Annotated in this window: 14 protein-coding genes and 1 pseudogene; 10 read left to right on the plus strand and 5 right to left on the minus strand. The window is 40.0% G+C overall.

All coding sequences use genetic code 11. The features are described 5' to 3' along the window. Positions 1-115: 115 nt before the first annotated feature. The 5 genes and pseudogenes from GR929_RS20895 to GR929_RS20915 form a co-directional block, all read left to right on the plus strand. A pseudogene (locus tag GR929_RS20895) lies at positions 116-562 on the plus strand (IS3 family transposase); the annotation flags it as partial. A gap of 882 nt (positions 563-1,444) precedes the next feature. After that, entirely contained in the window at positions 1,445-2,833 is a 1,389-nt protein-coding gene (locus GR929_RS20900) for a MotA/TolQ/ExbB proton channel family protein (RefSeq protein WP_201301083.1), read from the plus strand. Next, positions 2,817-3,281 (plus strand): ExbD/TolR family protein, encoded by a 465-nt coding sequence (locus GR929_RS20905; RefSeq protein WP_159523623.1) that lies wholly within the window; start codon positions 2,817-2,819, stop codon positions 3,279-3,281. Before GR929_RS20900 ends, GR929_RS20905 begins: the two co-directional genes overlap by 17 nt. After that, complete coding sequence (locus GR929_RS20910) at positions 3,259-3,684, plus strand: ExbD/TolR family protein (RefSeq protein ID WP_159523625.1); 426 nt, start codon at positions 3,259-3,261, stop codon at positions 3,682-3,684. Before GR929_RS20905 ends, GR929_RS20910 begins: the two co-directional genes overlap by 23 nt. Beyond that, a complete protein-coding gene (locus GR929_RS20915) occupies positions 3,659-5,194 on the plus strand; it encodes an OmpH family outer membrane protein (protein ID WP_159523627.1) in 1,536 nt (511 codons plus the stop codon). The genes GR929_RS20910 and GR929_RS20915 overlap by 26 nt, the downstream gene beginning before the upstream one ends. A 561-nt stretch (positions 5,195-5,755) precedes the next feature. Here the strand turns inward: GR929_RS20915 and GR929_RS20920 are convergent. The 5 genes from GR929_RS20920 to GR929_RS20935 form a co-directional block, all read right to left on the minus strand. Next, positions 5,756-6,418, minus strand: a complete 663-nt coding sequence (locus GR929_RS20920) for an IS4 family transposase (RefSeq protein ID WP_201301084.1) — start codon at positions 6,416-6,418, stop codon at positions 5,756-5,758. Further along, positions 6,375-6,746, minus strand: a complete 372-nt coding sequence (locus GR929_RS21815; protein WP_201301085.1) for a hypothetical protein — start codon at positions 6,744-6,746, stop codon at positions 6,375-6,377. The genes GR929_RS20920 and GR929_RS21815 overlap by 44 nt, the downstream gene beginning before the upstream one ends. Positions 6,747-6,854: 108 nt before the next feature. Further along, on the minus strand, positions 6,855-7,292 hold the full coding sequence (locus GR929_RS20925) for a transposase (protein WP_159523629.1): 438 nt from the start codon (positions 7,290-7,292) through the stop codon (positions 6,855-6,857). 84 nt (positions 7,293-7,376) lie between these two features. Continuing rightward, positions 7,377-8,027, minus strand: a complete 651-nt coding sequence (locus tag GR929_RS20930; RefSeq protein WP_159523631.1) for a hypothetical protein — start codon at positions 8,025-8,027, stop codon at positions 7,377-7,379. After that, positions 7,984-8,343 (minus strand): transposase, encoded by a 360-nt coding sequence (locus GR929_RS20935; RefSeq protein ID WP_159523633.1) that lies wholly within the window; start codon positions 8,341-8,343, stop codon positions 7,984-7,986. The genes GR929_RS20930 and GR929_RS20935 overlap by 44 nt, the downstream gene beginning before the upstream one ends. A 272-nt stretch (positions 8,344-8,615) precedes the next feature. Here GR929_RS20935 and GR929_RS20945 point away from each other — a divergent pair, with 272 nt between their 5' ends. From GR929_RS20945 to GR929_RS20965, 5 genes are read left to right on the plus strand one after another with little or no spacing between them, the layout of a single operon-like run. Continuing rightward, positions 8,616-11,600 carry a SusC/RagA family TonB-linked outer membrane protein gene (locus tag GR929_RS20945; protein WP_201301086.1) on the plus strand — a complete coding sequence of 995 codons (2,985 nt, stop codon included), beginning with the start codon at positions 8,616-8,618 and terminating at the stop codon, positions 11,598-11,600. 15 nt (positions 11,601-11,615) lie between these two features. After that, entirely contained in the window at positions 11,616-13,169 is a 1,554-nt protein-coding gene (locus tag GR929_RS20950; RefSeq protein WP_159523639.1) for a RagB/SusD family nutrient uptake outer membrane protein, read from the plus strand. A gap of 20 nt (positions 13,170-13,189) precedes the next feature. Then, on the plus strand, positions 13,190-13,990 hold the full coding sequence (locus GR929_RS20955) for a hypothetical protein (protein WP_159523641.1): 801 nt from the start codon (positions 13,190-13,192) through the stop codon (positions 13,988-13,990). Then, complete coding sequence (locus GR929_RS20960; protein WP_159523643.1) at positions 13,983-15,035, plus strand: DUF5007 domain-containing protein; 1,053 nt, start codon at positions 13,983-13,985, stop codon at positions 15,033-15,035. The genes GR929_RS20955 and GR929_RS20960 overlap by 8 nt, the downstream gene beginning before the upstream one ends. Positions 15,036-15,062: 27 nt before the next feature. Then, a complete protein-coding gene (locus tag GR929_RS20965; protein ID WP_159523645.1) occupies positions 15,063-18,245 on the plus strand; it encodes a SusC/RagA family TonB-linked outer membrane protein in 3,183 nt (1,060 codons plus the stop codon). Positions 18,246-18,250 lie beyond the last annotated feature (5 nt).

An 18,250-nucleotide genomic window follows, 5' to 3' on the forward strand; every position in this document is an offset into this window, starting at 1 on the left:
GCCCTTGTATTTATATCCCCATCAGAATTTGACGCAATTTTTATTAAATCCAACGATCAAAAATAAAACCCCGCAAATTACAATGTCCGATTCTTTGGCTGATGAATAATGCGGGTTAACTGTTATTATCGATTTGTTTGACCGCAAAGTTGTAGGATGGGCAATGAGTAAAGGATTGAGTGCTGAAGAAACCACAATTGCTGCATGGCGGATGGCAATTAGAAACAGACCAATTACGCAAAAACTCATTTTTCACTCAGACAGGGGTATTCAATATGCTTGCTCGGCATTTACCAATGTATTGAATGCAAACAAATGGGTTTGCAGAAGTATGAGCAGAAAAGGAAATTGCTGGGATAACGCAGTTGCCGAAAGTTTCTTTAAAACAATAAAAGTTGAGTTTGTGTATAAAAATCAGTTTTCAACTCAGGACCATGCAAAACTATCCTTGTTCAAATGGATTGAAACATGGTATAATCGTAGAAGGAGACACTCAGCTTTGGGGTATAAAACAATGGAAGAGTTTGAATTAATAAATAACAATCAAAGAATTGCAGCATGACTCTTAACTAATCGTACAGGGTTTTGTTGCATATCCAGTGGAAGCGTAATAAATTTTTCAATCGCCGGCAAAGAATCTAAAACATATTCGATTATGGGGGTTAGTTTTACCGAATCAAGGTCAATAAATGCATCTGGCAACTTCGATACAAATGCAGGTACAGGCACAATAAACCTTAGTGGCAATGGATATTGGTTTCAAGATTAGGTGAAAATATGAAAACATCACAAATAAAATTGATTTGGGCGGGTGCGGTCTTCACTACTATCATGACGATATTGGCAATTCTTCAAGTTAAACTTATTTCAAATGCACTTTTATATTTATTGTCTGGTTTATATTTCTTAATTGCTGGGGTGTATATCATAATAAAACATGAAAGGTTGAGCACAAACCAACGACTTATGTGGTTAATATTAGTAGTTTTTTTCAATATTATCGCCATAATATGTTTCTTATATTTTAACAAGACAGACAACGATTAAGTGCTAAATATTGCGTTCCGTCCGTAACTGTTTCCAGGATCCGGGCAAAAGCAATGGCTTTCCTGAAAGAGAGTTGATCACAAAAAGGGAACAAAATTTCATTGTCCCATCACTGCACAGCTACAGTGCTAAATCTCGTTTGTATATAAATAATCCCGAATCCTCCCCCCTTTTAGCCTATTTTGACCCTCCTCTATTCTTGAGATAGTTCGTTAATTTGTCCATTATTTCTGAGACGTAATCTTGAAAACGCAGAAAAACAAAAAATTGAAAATTAAACACGATTTTAAATTACTGGATTAAAATATACACGACTAAATTCAATATACAGTATAAAAATGAGCGTTATAAACTTATGAAAACAAGAATGATGATCAATCGAAAAAAAAACAGTTTAATGTTTGCAGTTACTATGTTAATATCTGCATTTTTGCTTTTAAACTCGCATGTTTCTGCACAAAACAACAAAAAAGCAGAGAATGGTTCGAAATTGGAAATATTCAGCAACAAGCTGCCGGCTGGAGCAAAATGGGTCGGCGATAAAAATTTTGTGCGCGAAGGTGGAATCAAAATACAGGGAACCTTTGATAATTACATATATCTTCAGTCATCAGACAGTCTCGCCAAAATAGCCGGTTTGTCAATTCCAATTCGCGAAAATCCGGGTCCTGGAGAGTATCGCTATTTGACCTTTGCCTGGATTAAATGGGGAGGGGGACAGGTTGGAATTCAACTTGGCCATCAATTGTCTTCGACGTTTCCCAACCAATCTGGCAAAAAATATAATTATACGTATGTTGCCGGTGAAGGAAATGTGATAAGTGAAGGCTACGTGTTAAGCGAAGAGATCCCGGGCAATTGGATTATTACTACCCGCGACCTTTGGAAAGACTTTGGTGATTTCACCCTAACAAGTGTATCATTTCTTTGTCCCACTCCGCGGGATGCCGGGTTCGATGGAATTGTACTTGGCACAACAGAAGATACGTTCGCTTTTGCTCCAGGTGTTCTTCCGAGCGAAGTGGCAGATCCGGTTGCCGTTAGCGGGGATGATGAAGTGGCACTTAGTGGTACCTCCATAGCAGAGAGCTCAGAACAGCCACAAGGCGTACAAATTGACTGGGCAGCCCAAGTAAAAGCCGGAGGATTTATGATGTATCCGTTGTATTTGATGGGTCTTTTGACAATTGTAATAGCCCTTCAACGAATAATGACCTCGCGCCAATCACGTTTAGCGCCCAAACCGCTTCGTTCATCTGTACGGGAGTACCTGAAAAAAGGAGATTTTGCAGGAGCAATTGATGCTTGTGAAAAGTACCCATCCACTCTAGCCGAATCACTTCGGTTTATTTTTAAACACCGAAATGCCGGGCGAGAAGTAGTAAGTCAGACTGCCGGAGATATAGCGGGGCGCGACATTCGAGAGCATTTGTCAAGCATTTACCCGCTTTCGGTTATCGCCTCACTATCACCTCTATTGGGACTGCTTGGCACTATTGTCGGAATGATTGAAGCCTTTGGACTAGTAGCTCTTTATGGCGACGAAGGTGGTGCTGCGATCCTTTCCGACTCAATCTCGAAGGCATTGATCACAACGGCTGCAGGTTTAATTATTGCTGCTCCGTCAGTAGCTATCTATTTTGTCCTTAAAAAACGTATTATGGGACTGGCTTCAACTATTGAGGTAGAAATTGAAAATGTCATTACAGACATTTATTTAAATGATGAATCGCCTGAAGTAGCGAGTCCAAAACACCAGGAGGATTGCCATGCGCCTGTCTTATGATGACGATGATAAGGTTGATGTTCAAATGTCGCCGCTGATCGACTGTGTTTTTCTGCTCCTCATCTTTTTCCTGGTAACCACTATGATGAAAAAGTGGGAAATGCAGATTCCTCTGTCGCTGCCACCAATGACATCAAGTTTGTCAACGACGAGGTCAGGTCAGGATGCCGTGATTATTGCCGTGGATGAGAACAAAAATCTGTACCAGGTGCTGAACCACGACGCTTATAACGGGCGTAATGACTATGTACAGATTGATGACCTAACCGTTTTTCTTAACAGTTTAAAAAATAGCGAAGGGGCGGATATAACCATTGATGTTGCCGCCTATCGGGCGGTTTCGGTCAAATCGGTGATTGATGTATTCGATAAATGTCAACTACAAGGATTCACACGTACGCGAGTACGATTAGGAAGCAAACCATATGAACTTACCGTTACAGAATAACGAAGACGAACCGGAAGTATCTATGTCGCCATTGATCGACTGTGTCTTCCTGTTATTAATTTTCTTCCTGGTCTCAACCATGACCAAGGTGAAGAACAGAGATATCCCAATTGATTTACCGACTTCGGAATCGGCAATCAAGCTAAAACCAGACGACAAACAGGCGATCGTTGGATTAGACAACGATGGTAACTTTTACTGGGATGGTCAACCCTGTTCTACTAATTTTATGCTTGAGCAATTAAGAACAATCTGCATAACAACTCCAGACCGTCGCATCCGAATCGATATGGACAAGGGTACTCCATTTGGCCGCTTTGTTGAGGTCATGGATGCATGTCAGTTTTACAACCTTAGTAATATAGGGATACGAACTTATGATGAAAACTACAACAAAAACTAGCAGAACTGCAGTAATTCTTTCGTGGGCGATCGCATTGATCGGTTGCATTGGGTTGGTGCTGTTCCTTTGGCTTTTGCCAACACCTGAAAAGGGAGCAATGAGGCTTCAGGACAAATATAATCGACCAGTTCGCAATGTTGGTCGTAGAATTAAGAAGGAACAGTCGCAGCGAGCCCTTCCACCTGACTATGCCCGGCAACTCGTTAAGCAGTCTGAAGTACTTATTAAAAAGGATCTTGAGACTCGGCTGAAAAAATTTCAGGAGATGTCTGAAAAGATGAGGCAGCGAAAAGATGGGCTGCTGGAGCAAGTTGAAAAAAGACAACTGCCACCTTCGGCACCGGACGATGCTAATAATACTTCAGTAGCACGCAATATTCCGCGAGCGGGAAGTCCACCGCTTGCCTCGAATCCTACTGTTAAGGATTTGTATGACATGCTAAAGCAATATGAAGTTGAAATTCAGAGAAGCCATCTTGCTTCCATTGCTGCAAAACAATCCCTATCAAAGGGGCTTTCCTTTCCTGAAGTGTATAATTCGTTGCAATTAGGATCGTCGTTTATGCCCGATTTTGATGAGCTGATTCGCAATCAGACCAACGGACAAGACTGGAATCGCTCTTTGAGCAGCAACACCAGCGGTGATCTAGAGATTAACAACACGGCAGATCTGAATAATTACCGGGGTTTGCTTGGCCAAACTTCCCGGCAGGCAGGGTTGGCCGGAGCACGTCTGGAAAGTTTATTCGGCGTTCCAAACCCCGGCGGCAAAAAACCAGACGGAGGCTCCAACTATCCTGGAGAAGGTAGTGGAAGCGGGGACGGCGGAATGGAGGTGAATTTCTCGAATACCGGTAGCAAAACTCCAATGAGCCATTATCAGGGTGGCCGACTGGATCAGGAAATGGTAAAAGCACAAGCCCTTTCTGGACGGCGTGTCACGAAACAAGCAGAGCGTAAAGGGTGGTTGTACATTAACACCTGGTATATGATTGGACCTTGGGAAAATTATGGTCGCGATGACTTTGCAATCGTTCATCCACCAGAAATTTCGATTGACTTTGATGCTGTTTATACCGACGGACAGGTAGGCCAAGGAACTGCAGAAACCGATTCTGATCCATTGAAGATGATAGGTGAAGAGGTTGAGCTGGATGGAACCCTTCGGTGGAATTTTATGCAAAGCGAGTCAATGCATAACACGGTTCCTGTTACTACTGGACATTCAACTTACTACGCTTACACTGAATTGTATTTTGATGAGCCAGCAACTATGTTGGTGGCTATTGGAACCGATGACAGCGGGCGCGTTTGGATTAATGGGAAGGATGTTTGGCAAGACAGGGGGACCAGCTGGTACTACATTGACGAAAGTATGACCCTTTTCCAATTTCGGCAGGGGTGGAACAGGGTTCTTGTCCGCTTGGAAAACAGCGGAGGAGGACCTGCAGGCTTTAGTCTTTTGATTTGTCCACCTGAAGCTGTAAGTAGTGACAAACTTGACAAATAAGCCTGCTTCGTTTTGTTATCAATTGTTTTGACACTAACAGCCTGTAGAAAGAAAAATAACCAATACACATTGGTTGAGTTGCAAAATTATATTATCCCACGGGTTATTTTGCCGATCCTTCAATTGTTGAGCATGAAGGGAAGTTTTACCTTTATGTTACTGCCGATCCCTGGGATACCGAATGGGTGTCAGATGATATACAGAAATGGACATTCCGCCGGCTGAGCTAGCCAACCAAAGCGGCATGTACCTTACCACGATCCAATAACAATAAAGTGTGGGCATACTCTGTGGTGAAGAAAGGAGACGCTTTTTATATGTATGTTTCGGTAGGCTCTGGGGGCTGGTGCGGCAAAGCAGGGCATCTTCCAGGAGCCTGTCGGACTTCCAATTTTCTAATTTAGGGTCTGCTGATTTTCTACGCGCCACACGAGTTGAATATTGGAACAAGCAAAAGATTCTTGTCAAATAATTATAAGTACATGACAAAAATTTGAATATATCTATATTATCCTGAAATAAAGCGTTTAATAGTGCCGAAGCGATGTAAGTTAGCCCATATTAAAAAATACTTTTAGCTCTTTTCCCATGCTTTTTGATGGCGATTGGTTTAATGTGTTTATGCAAATAATCACCTACCAGATATGCCCATGTAAAAGCAACGATCACCAATGCAAATAGTTTTTCGTTCCGTTCGATTTCCGTTAAGTGGGTGTCCTCAATGTTGAACCCACTTGTTTTCGGCGCTCTAAAAGCTGTTTCAATCTGCCATCGTTGCTTGTATATTTCCAAAGCATCTTCAGGTTTGTTGAACGAGATAACAATCTGCAATTCAGGTTTTCCCTCTTTGTCTTTTCCTTTTGATGCAGAGAGATAACAGAGTTGATTGTTCAGGTAAACAATCCGGTGATTTACCCGGCAACCGTTCATTGGCAAATCGGCAAACAACCAACTGGCTTTGACATGCTTCCCATTGTGAGCTTGCACAACCCAAAAGTTTTCGCGGATGCGGATACAGTATCGAATCCGGTTCTCATTCCGATATTTGATCCATCTTTCACCAACAAACTCGCGATCTGCCGTTAAACAATCCAACGATTCTGAACCAAACAGACCGACAAAACGATCAATCAATTCAATCCGTTCATTGGTATTTGAATTACTAAATTTGGGCAACAACTTAAACAGCAACTCCGTTATAAACAACCGCAAGTACCAATACATTAATATTGCTTTGCCCAAACTTCCAATTGGTGCGGTCCATTGCCAGGCGAAAAGGTGGATTATGCGGTAATAGCCGAAATATCAATCGAGCCATCAATTCCGTATCAAGTAAATATGCTGCCATAAACCGTTGAATTCTCCGTAGAGAAGAACTGGTATTGGCACTTGAATCAAATGCCGAAGCAAGCTTTTCAAAACCAACTGTTCGCACCTTGCAGAGTGCACTGATAAATAAAACAAAGAACTTAACACGTGCCATATTCCAACCTGATTGCTCATGGAAAATGGCAACTAATTCACTATATTTCGACTCTAGCTTGGGTGTCATATCTCTCACAAAGCGACTTGATAATTCCTTATAATATACTTATAGATAAGTTGTTAGTCAAGTTTTTTTCCTGCTTGTTTTACAGATAGTCAGATGTTTATATTTTTGTCATGTACAAGCAAATAATTTTAATCTTACCAGGTTTTTGATGGCCGTTTTTAAGTTTTTAGATAAGAGCATAAAAGAATCTTTCCATTTTTTTGCCACTTGCAGTAACTTGGCCAGGTTCATGACAAAAAGTATCGCATTGATCCATGATTCGGAGGTTTCGGGAAGTCTGACCATGATATTATTGAGCCCGTACCCACGTTTAGCTTGCCCGAACTTGCTTTCCACATGGTTGCGTTTGGATGCTTCTTTTTTATCACGGTATTTCTGTCCCGCAGTTTGGCTGTCATTTTTCGGTGGCCTTCCCATGGGTTTACCATAGATCTTAATCCCTTTTTCTTTGAGGCATTTGCGGTTTTCCCTTGTCTGGAAAATCTTGTCACCAAGGAATACCTTGGAGGAGCAGTCATAGGTTTGTTTAAAATTTTCTACCTGCATTTTTACATCTGCACTTTCATTATAGGGCATTCCAGCTGAACCAGTCTATCCGACAGAATCCGTTTACCTCACTGATGTTAGTTTTCACACCAAATTCCATTTTCTCTTAGCCCCAGACAATCGGACGCACATGGGGCTGGAAAGGTTTACAATGCGATTCCTGCATTGATGGGTTTTATTCTCATACATCAATTTTTGCTGGCTGTACACTTTCCGGATGGTTTCCATCAGTTCCCTGTCGCGTTTTTCAAGCAGCCCTGCCTGGCCGGGTTTTAACAACAAGCTGTCAACTATTTTTATATAGCGGGAAATGTATTGAAGCTGCCCCCTGATGCCACGGCGGATCTGCTTCTTTGTTTTCTGTTTCTTCTTGGCAATGTTCAGGGAATGCTCACGGGCAATCCTGCGGTAAGTTCTTGGTTTTGTTCCATCTGCTGATCGAAGGTACAGCAGGTCTATGATTCGTTCCAGGTTTTCCCTGGGGGTGTTTAATAGTTTCAAATCTGTAGGATAGGTGATCCCCTGATCGGCCACAGTCACGTCTTCTTTCAGTGTTCCCCGGTTATTGTTCTTTTCGGCTCCCTCACTTTTCCCTTGGCTTTTCCAGCTGTTGCTTTCTTTAAATACGGGACTGGGGCGGTTTAATCTGTTCGGATGCTTCGATGATCCGTTGGTTGAAAGCCTCAAACTCCTAGCTTCCCAGTCTTTTCTTGATATCGACAAACAGGCTGGCATCAAAAACCGGTTGGGTGGTAAAAGACGGCAGCCCGCAAAAGTATTGCAGGTAAATGTTTTCCTGTATCATTTCTATGGTACCCCGGTCATCGCCACCAAGCTTGTGCTTGACGATCAATGCGGCTATGAATGTGCGGAGGTTTACACTTTTACGCCCGGAGCCCGCATCAAGCTTCCGGCTATAAATGGCTTCAAGGGAACCCCAAGGAATTAATGAGGCTAATTTTACCCATCGGTTCTTCTTATCCAACTCTTGCTGGAAAAGATGTTTGAACATTTTTAAACTTAACTGGCTTTGTGGCGTGTAATCAATCATATTTGCAAGGGTTTTGAACCCAATTTATACAAAACCTTGCATTTACCCCAATCCTGAATCTTAAGAATACGAACAATTAACTATTTATAATCAGTAAGTTGTACGTGAATTTCATGAAAATAAGCAGACTCTATGTAATTCGATGATGCCGTATGTTAAAAAATTACCCCCCCTTATCTTATTGATTTGTCCCCCCTGAGGGGATTTGAAATGCACTTATTTTGATGCGAAATAAATTTGATTTTAACTCAAACCTAACGAAAGCTGATAGAATGAAAAAAAGATTTCACTGGCTTATCTATGTTTGTTTTACTTTACAAGGCCTATTCATTTCACCTTGGATTTGGGGAAACAACCATTACAAAGTCATAGCTCAAACATCTCCTGGTTTTACTGGATATCAATTTGTGCAAGAATTGGATTCTGTATCATCTTTAAGATCCGAGAAGTTAGATACTATAGTTCTTTACAATAAGAATGGACACAGGGGAATAGACTTGAATCGTAATTCGTTTTTACTTAGTGGTGAAAAACTGGATTATTCTACTCGGATTCTACCTCCATTTATCTCTGTACAGCAGCTATTAAAAGGGAATGCTTCGGGTGTATTTATACAGGAAACCAGTGGGGAGCCTGGAGCTAGCCAAAATATTTTTATGCGGGGGATTTCCAGTCCGTTATTTCTACAGAAGGACGTACGGGGATCGCAACCAGTTGTTTATTTAAACGGAATACCATTAACTCAAAACAATCCATTTGTTTTTGACATTCAGCAATACGATTTGAACCCCATAGGGCCGGCTACTAATCTGTTGTCGACTATAGATATTAATAATATCGAATCAATTGAGGTTATTACCAATCCTGCGGATTTGGCGAGATTGGGTCCACTAGCGGCCAATGGTGCGATCTGGATTATTACCAAAAATGGTGATTCCCGTAAGACGGAGGTAGAAATTAACACCTATGTAGGAATGGTTACTGCTCCGGGGTATATTAATCCGGCAAATGGGGTCTATGAAAAGAGCTTTCGTAATAAATTTTTTGACCAATATGATATTACGGAAAGCGACCGCTCGTTTCCTGATTATCTGAAAGATGAAACTAACCCTGATTATTTTGGTGATTCCAGGTGGTCAGATGAATATTATCGAAATGCCCCAAAATATAATATGAATGTTGCTGTAACCAGTGGAGCAGAACGTGCTAATTTTCGTTTTGTTGCAGGTTATACCGGAGATGCCGGAAATGCTGATAAAACCTCTCTTCAAAAAGTGAATGTTAGTCTTTTTGTGAATATGACCCCCTTGAAAGGGGTTGAGCTAAATTATATGTTGAGTGGTTCATCAACGACAAGAGATCGCAACCGGAATTTTGTTGATCGGTTAGCTGAAATGGAATATTTACCGGATTTGTCAACTCCAATTGGTTCGTCAATAAATGCGTATAAAAAATTCACAGATTTCTATCAAGAAGCGTTGGATGATAATACCACCAATGTCATTCGAGGTTATATCAATTTAAACGCGAATCGAGGGAATTTTAACTTTGGAACTAATTTGTCTTTTGATTACGTTGATAATGTTCGGGGGGTATTCTACCCTTCAACAATTCTCGAATCAGTTAATTATGTGTCAAACTATAGTGGCTACAACCAACGTGTTATTTGGAACAACCATTTTAGATATTATCCTAAACTCAATGAAAAGCATAGATTGAATTTGGAGTTAACGTCATCGCTTACTAATGATACTTATCATTATAATTATGCACGGGCGTTCGATGGTCCGAATGATTATAATAAAAGTAGCAGTAGCGGCAATTACGTAATGTATCGGTATATTGACAAAGAGAATTCGCGCTTGATGTCATTCGCCGGAATCGTTGATTATTCCTATAACAATATTTTTGATCTGGGTTTAACACTTCGTTATGATGGCACTTCGGAAGTACAACCTGACCACAGGTGGTTGTTTACGCCCAGTGTTGGTGCAACATGGAACCTTAAAAATCATTTCCTGAACCATTCTAAAACACTGTCGGATTTGAATATTGGTGTTTCCTGGTCCCGATTGACAAAGCTGCTGTACACCAATCAATATTCCATTGGGCCACAGTATACTTCAATGGAGCTAAGTTGGGAGGATGAAACCATTATTCCGTCGTATAGTGGGTTTGCCTCTATTACAAGACCATACACAAAGGGCTGGATAGGCTACGATATGGGATGGCCTTATGCCGATTGTTTAAACTTGGTGTTGAAGGCCGGCTTATGGGATAATCGTTTGAGCTTTAAAATGAGTGTGTTTAATCGTGAGAACAAAGATATGGTGGTTCGCATAGCAGTTCCTCAGGAATTGGGCTATAAAGATCAGTTTAGCAGCGGAATGCAGGTAAACAACCGTGGTATTGAACTGAATATTGGCAGTTCAATTTTGTCAAATCGCAACGGATTAAACTGGGATGCTGATTTTAACATTACATACGTTGATAATAAATTAAAGAAATTGCCAAATGGATTAACCCAACTAGCAATAGATGATCGATTATTAATGGTAGGGCGATCGATTGATCAATTCTGGGTACTTAAGAATGAAGGTATTTACAACGATGCCAGTGAAATTCCTATTAATTCAAACGGAAAACTTCTAAGTACAGATGGCATTAGCTTTAGTGTTGGTGACCCGAACTGGTCAGACATGGATGGGAACGGTGTGATTGATTCTGACGATAAAATATTAAAAGGACATTCAACCCCACCTATTTACGGAGGGCTATACAATCGATTCCGATATCGGCGTTTTGACCTGAATTTTCACCTGTTCTTTGCAGCCGGGCACGATGCTTTAAATGTTCGTTCATCTCAACGGTATGATTTTATGACCCTGGATAATGAAAATTCGTTGAAAGCTGTTAAGGAAATTTTCTTTTGGCAATACACAAACGATAAAAATAATTATCCAATTTACAATCCTTTAAGTGAAGTTCACCCCTATCGTCAGGATCAGGATATTTTTCTGGAAAGTCTTTCTTACGTCAAGTTAAGAACGGTATCGTTGGGGTACAACTTTAAATTATTCAACAAAAAGAAGTCTGACAAGAATAATGCATATCTCTATTTTGTTGCTAATAACCTGCTAACATTTACTGATTTTAGTGGTGATGATCCTGAATTGGTAAACTTTAACGGGTATTACACCGGGTATTCTTTACCTATCCCGAGATCTTTTGTAATGGGCTTTAAATTTACATTGTAATAACTGTGAAATAGTATGAATAAAAATGTATTACATAAATTAAGCATCTCAGGGTTACTAAGTTTCCTGTTGATGATTGGATTGACTATCAGCCTGAGTTCGTGTGACAACTTCTTGGATGAAAGTCAAGTTAACAATGCTGCTGCTGAGACACAGCAATGGAATACTTTTGCAGATGTACGTAGCGCATTTATGGGGGTTTACGGGTTAACCCGTACCGCTTTGGCTGAGAATAATTCGCATTGGGTTTTCGGTGAATTGCGTTCCGGTGATTTTGCTTCCTATGAACGTAAAGATCTGAAGTCAGTAATAAATAATGACTTAGGTGGGGCAAGCAAGCTAATACAAAAATTGTCCAACTGGCGCCGGTTTTATGCTGCAATTAATGCGGCAGCTGTTTTTATTGAGAATGCTCCACAGGTCGCCGAAAAAGACATTAAATACTCTGAAATAAATCTGAATTATGATATCTCGCAGGTTCGAGCATTAAGAGCTTTCCTGTATTTCTATATGGCTCGGGTCTGGGGCGATGTTCCATTAGTCACAAATTCATATGATAACGGAACATTTCCTGAGTTTGCACAGTCATCAGCGACAACAGTTTTAAATTATGCTGAAAGTGAATTGAGAGCGGTGATCGATGATTTACCATTTCGTTACGGGGTATCGCCACAGAGCTATTACGGACAGAATGATGATTATTGGCAAGGTGAATTGTTTACAAATGTTTCAGCAACAGTAGTTTTAGCTCACATTGCAGCATGGAAGGGAAATTATACAGATGTTGATGCCTACACCTCTTATATACTGAATAATTTGGAGCAAGTTGATGCTACTTATACTTTAGTTGAAGATTTGACTTCTCCTACAGGTTTATTTTCTGTAAAAAGCGGTTCCAAATTATTGGGATTCAGTTTTGGTTTTGAAAATCGAGAAACATCTGAATCCGGGCATATCGAGGATTTGACACTAGCTTATCCGATAGTGCAAAAATCTTATCCTGATGTTTATGTCCCGATGGACACGATTCTAACAATGTTTCCTGAGACCACTGATTTGCGATTTGGTATGGATACTGTAAGCATGCGTTATCGTTCAAACTATTTCTACGATATCAATATGCCTGTTCCTATTTTTAGTAAAATACAGGTAGTTAAGGATGGACAAAGTAACGGTGATTATGGAATTTTTGCTTCAGCACTTATTTTTAGCCGTCCTGAAGAGATTGCGCTATTGCGAAGTGAGGCATTAGTCGTTTTAAATTATCCTGAAGATGCTCTATCGATCCTTAACGCACTCCGTTCTACCAGAGGCTTACGTGTTCTTCGGTATTCCGAAGACTTAAATGATGACAAGCTGGTGTTATTGAAAGAAATTTTTAATGAAAGAAGGCGTGAATTGATCGGTGAAGGTTGGCGGTGGTACGATCAGGTCAGATATCAGAAAATTGTGGGTGACAACCCTGAGTTAATGGCATTAATTCAGTATGGAGGGATATATTGGCCCGTCGCTCAGGATGTCTTGAGAAGTAACTCTCTTTTGGTTCAAAATAGTTATTGGCAAAATTAAAAGTTTGAAAATTTAAACTTATGGAAAAAATTATAAAAACCTTATTGGGTTTCACCTTGCTGTTCTGCTGCCTGGTTTCATGTAGAGATTATGACAGCCCCTATTCCGAGGATGTGGTTGGAATGAATCGATACAATGGTACTGTTCTGGATTATTTGGAGGAAGGCGATCTGGTAAATAAATTGCTGTTTGACTCCATGCTTTTTGTCATTGACAGTATTCCCGGCTTTAGAGACTCTTTGGAGGAAAGTTCTGAGTTAACCATTTTCGCGGTACCCAATACTTGTTTTAAAACCGCAATTACTGCATTGGGAAATTTCAGAGCAGATAAGTCGCGACCTCCTGTATTTCTGAGAGACCTGATGATTGAGCCATTCACAGTCGAAGACACGCTGATTGTACCATCAGAAATGTTACCTGATGGTACAATTATCCCTGCCGATACAACTTATACTTACCGGGACTTTGATTATCGTTCTCAACTCGAACGTATGACTTGTAAATACATATTCAATGAATCGATCGATACCGAGAAAATTAAGGTCAATACAAATGGTATGGTGATGACAAGTTTCAAGTATGATGATGAAATGAATGCTAAGTACGAACTAATGCCTGCTTCCGGTTTATTGGAAGCAGGAAACCAACGGCTTGCTTTTAGTGACATGAATGGTTCGACCCTGGAATCAGATTGGATTTCAACTTACACCAGTACAATTGATATCTATGCAACAAATGGGGTCATTCATGTGATTACGACAGGCCATTTTTTTGGGTATGACAATTTTATTGCTGATTTCAAAAATTTAGGATATGAATAATGCTTTTTTAAGATATTCCAGACACTTTATACTGCTGATTTTGACTGTATCTTTCGTTTCATGCGTCAATCAATATTTGCCTGAAACAAAGGATGCGTTTGACCCTGAAGCAGGGTTCTCGCAGTATTTATATACACCCAAATTGGGAAAAAACACACTAATGACCGGGAATTTTAACCCGGGAAGTTCAACATTGCCATTTACTTATGAAATTGTCAATCTGAGAAGGTATGATGGGAGTGAAGCACCCGAGTTTAGCGATAAGTTTCCAGTAAAAGTTTGGAAAACACCTTATTTGGGTACTGAAACATCATTGGAAGCGATTGAAGCCAAAAGAGACATTGAATACCGGCAGCTTTTCCAGATTCGTAAACACACAGGAGAGTTTATCCTTTGGGAAAATGCAAAAGCTGCGTTTGTGAGATGTGATCCGGATCCAGGGTATGTGTTCGACATTAAGGTGGAGAATTCTGGAGGGCTAAAATATTATAAAGATTTTCGTTTAGTACCTGAACGTGAAGCTTCCTACGAACCTTCCAATATTGATCCGAAAACAGGTTTAGCGGCTATCGAGTATGTGAATCCAACGTCAACTTCAATGTTGGTTACGCGAAAAGATCAACGTTTTTACGTTCTGTCTGCGGAAGATATTCATGTGTATTTTCATAAGAATCTGGAAATGCCGGATACAGTAAGCACAATCACTTTTCGTTTTTTAAATGCGGATTATACTCCAATTAATCCTGACAAGTTTAATACCACCAAATGGGAGAAATTAGTGCATGGGTTCGATCTGGTTAAAGATACTGTTAACAAGTTTGTTCGCTATAAAGTTGCTTATCCAATTCCGTTGGTCGAAACTCCCACCTCTTACACAAATAAAACAGGAGAAAGAGCTCATGTAAGTTTCTCCTATAACTGGATTTACTATGGTTACCGGATGGATTCGGAGATGACCTTTGATTTCGCTATTTATGAAAAGGGAAATTGGGAAATCAGTATTGTATTTGCAGAGGGGAACCCATACTTTGGAGAAGGTAATTAATCAACCCATATTGAAAATTGAATATTCATGAAAAAATATAAGATACTTTACTTGCTAATTATTCCGTTCGCGATAATGGGATTTACTTCTTATGCACAGGATGTAGTTGTTAGTGGTGTAGTATTGGACAAAGATAGTGACAGTCCATTACCAGCAGTTACCATTGCAGTCTTAGTGCCGGATTTGAACGTAGAAGGAACGGAAAGATATAAAATCATAGGTGGAACTATAACTGATAACGACGGCAAATTTCGTGCGAAAGTGCCTTTAAACTGCAAGTTGCAATTTTCATTCATTGGTTATGTTCCGGTTACAAAAAAGATAACTGCAACAAAATCTGATTATAAAATCTACATGCTCGAGCAGGACAACATGATGGATGAAATTGTCAGCTATGGATATCAAGAGAAACGTACAGGCGATATAACTGGATCGAATACCCTTATTGACAGCAAAGATTTAATTCAAACTCCAGTACAGAACGTTATGGAACTTTTGCAGGGGCGTGTACCTGGACTTAATATCCAGCAAAATAATGGAACTCCAGGTATGGCTGGGAGTTATGTCGTTCGAGGGATCTCTGATATCAATACTGTAGGTGAGGGAGATAATATGTACTTGACTGGTACCTCTCCTTTATTCGTGGTCGATGGCATCCCTGTTTTCGATACCTCGGAATTTAATTACGAAGGATTAGTGGCAGGTAGCAATGTTAGCCCATTATCAATGATTCCCCAAGAGGATATCGATAATATTCAAGTTTTAAAAGATGCCTCGGCTACAGCTCTCTATGGCTCTGCAGGCGCATATGGGGTGATTTTAATCAATACGAAACGCGGAAATTCATTAGTACCGATTATTTCATATAATGGAAGTGTCAGAATAAGTACACCTCCTGGACTGAGAAACGTGTTGGCAGGTACTTCGGAGCGGAGATTGAGGATTCAAGAGATGCTTGAGAATGAAACTTCGAGAGAATATGCCGAGCAATTGATTAATTCTAACCCTGCATTTGCTGACAGTTTAAATGCCTTTTATAACAACAATACCGATTGGCAACAAGTATTCTATAGAACTACCTACAATCAGTCGCATAATATTAATTTTTCTGGAGGGGATGATTCCTTTAATTATAAGACAAATGTTGGCTATTTCGAACAAAAAGGGATTATTGAAAATACTGGTTTTACCCGGTATTCATTACGCTCCAATATAGGCTACAAACCAAATAAAAAGTTTATGATGTCAGCCAATCTGAACACTAATGTTGGGTTAAACAGTACTGGGAGTGGTAATGCGTTGGCGCAAACAGGTGTTGCAAAAGGTGCTAATACGTCTTCTTTACTGCCTGCACCATCCTTATTTACAGCCAGTAATCCTACTTTGGGTGCTATATCTGTCGATAATGAAAATAAAAATCTAGGCTATGATGCGGGACTTAATTTAACATATAGATTGACGGATTCTTGGTCGGTCAACGGTACATTGGGCTATGCCTATAAGAATACAGTGATAGAAAATTTTGTGCCAGGCATGTTGAATAACGAACAAGCTAAATTGGAGTCCACTAATTCTTTTTCATCAAGTTTGTATAACCGGAACAGTATTTCATGGAATGATCGGTTTGGTCTTTTTAAGATTGGAATGACAGTAATGATGGAGATTACTTCAAGAAAAGAAAATGGTAACAACTTATATTTGGTAGGTTTACCAAGTGATGAAATTTTAGGGCCGGGAGGTTATGCTGTGAAGAGTTCCTCGGGAGAAGCCCAATCAACAAAAGAATATAAAACTTTATCGTTCACCTTTGCCCCGTCTTTTGGTATTGGCAGTCCAACAATTGGAGATAAATATGTTTTTAACCCGTCAATTCGTCCTGATGCTAGCTCAGTGTCTGGAAGTGGTAAACGGTGGACAATTAACCCTGGATTAGGATTTCGCTGGAACTTCCATATGGAACCTTTTATGGAGCGCTTTAATTCAGTGAGTTCAGGTTCATTCCGCATTAGTTGGGGACGAACAATTCGCCAAAATGCCAATATCTATGATATTTATGGACGTTATTATATCCATGAAAATACCTATGACGGTCAATCTGTTATTCCGATTAACCTAGAATCAATTCCTAATCCCAGTTTAGAACCAACCACTAATACTAGCTGGAATTTTGGTTGGGACATGGGATTCTATAATAATAAGTATTCTTTCAATATTGATGCTTATTATAAGCAGACTGATAATATCTTAAAGAATCGGGAGATTGCTAATCACAATGGCTTTGATGGTATGCGCAGCACCGAAACAAGTCTAGTGAATTATGGTCTGGAGTTGGCTCTACAGGCTCGTCCGTTACCTACCAGAAGTAAACTGGACTGGAATATGTCTTTTAATTTGGCTATAAATAAAGATATCCTGACAGCTCTTCCAAACGAGGTAAGACAATTTATTACAGGATCTGGTAACCCGGTCGTAAACCGAGTGGGGGCAAATGCGCTGTCAAATTACCTGTTTGTCTACCAAGGCGTTTACGAGTCTGACGAAGATGTTCCGGTAGATCCGGCTACAGGCTTACGTTATCGTGTGGGTGGAAACAATACCGATGATGCATTTTTTAGGGCAGGTGATCCCAAATGGTTAGACGTAAATGGCGATTATGTGTTAGACGATAAAGACCGTAAAATTGTCGGTAATTCACAACCTCGTGTTACTGGAGGTTTCTATACTTCGTTACGTTACGGGCCGCTATCTTTATCAACCAGTTTGTCTTTTACACTTCGTCGGGATATTATTAATCAAACTTTAGCTGATCAGTTTCATACCTATTATAAACCACAGGAATTGAATGCTTTGGTACCAATCGAGGCATACGATTTCTGGACTCCTGAGCACCGTGTTGCCAAATATCCTAATCCATTTGATTACAGACGATCTAGTATTATTGATCCTTTCCGTTATGATCAGACCTTATTTCAGGAAGATGGATCATTCATAAAAGTAAATGGTATTTCCGGTTCTTATCGTGTTGATAAGAAACACCTTGAAAAAGTTGGAATTTCTTCTTTAACATTTACATTTAGTGCAAACAATCTGCTGGTAATTAGTAAATATTCAGGTATTAATCCGGAAAATGTGAACAGTCTGGGGCGAGATACTTCAGGTGGATATCCTAATAGCCGCGACTATTCATTTGGTGTTAATATTCAGTTTTAAGATAT

The sequence above is a fragment of the Sunxiuqinia indica genome (assembly GCF_009847015.1).
Classification (GTDB): Bacteria; Bacteroidota; Bacteroidia; order Bacteroidales; family Prolixibacteraceae; genus Sunxiuqinia; species Sunxiuqinia indica.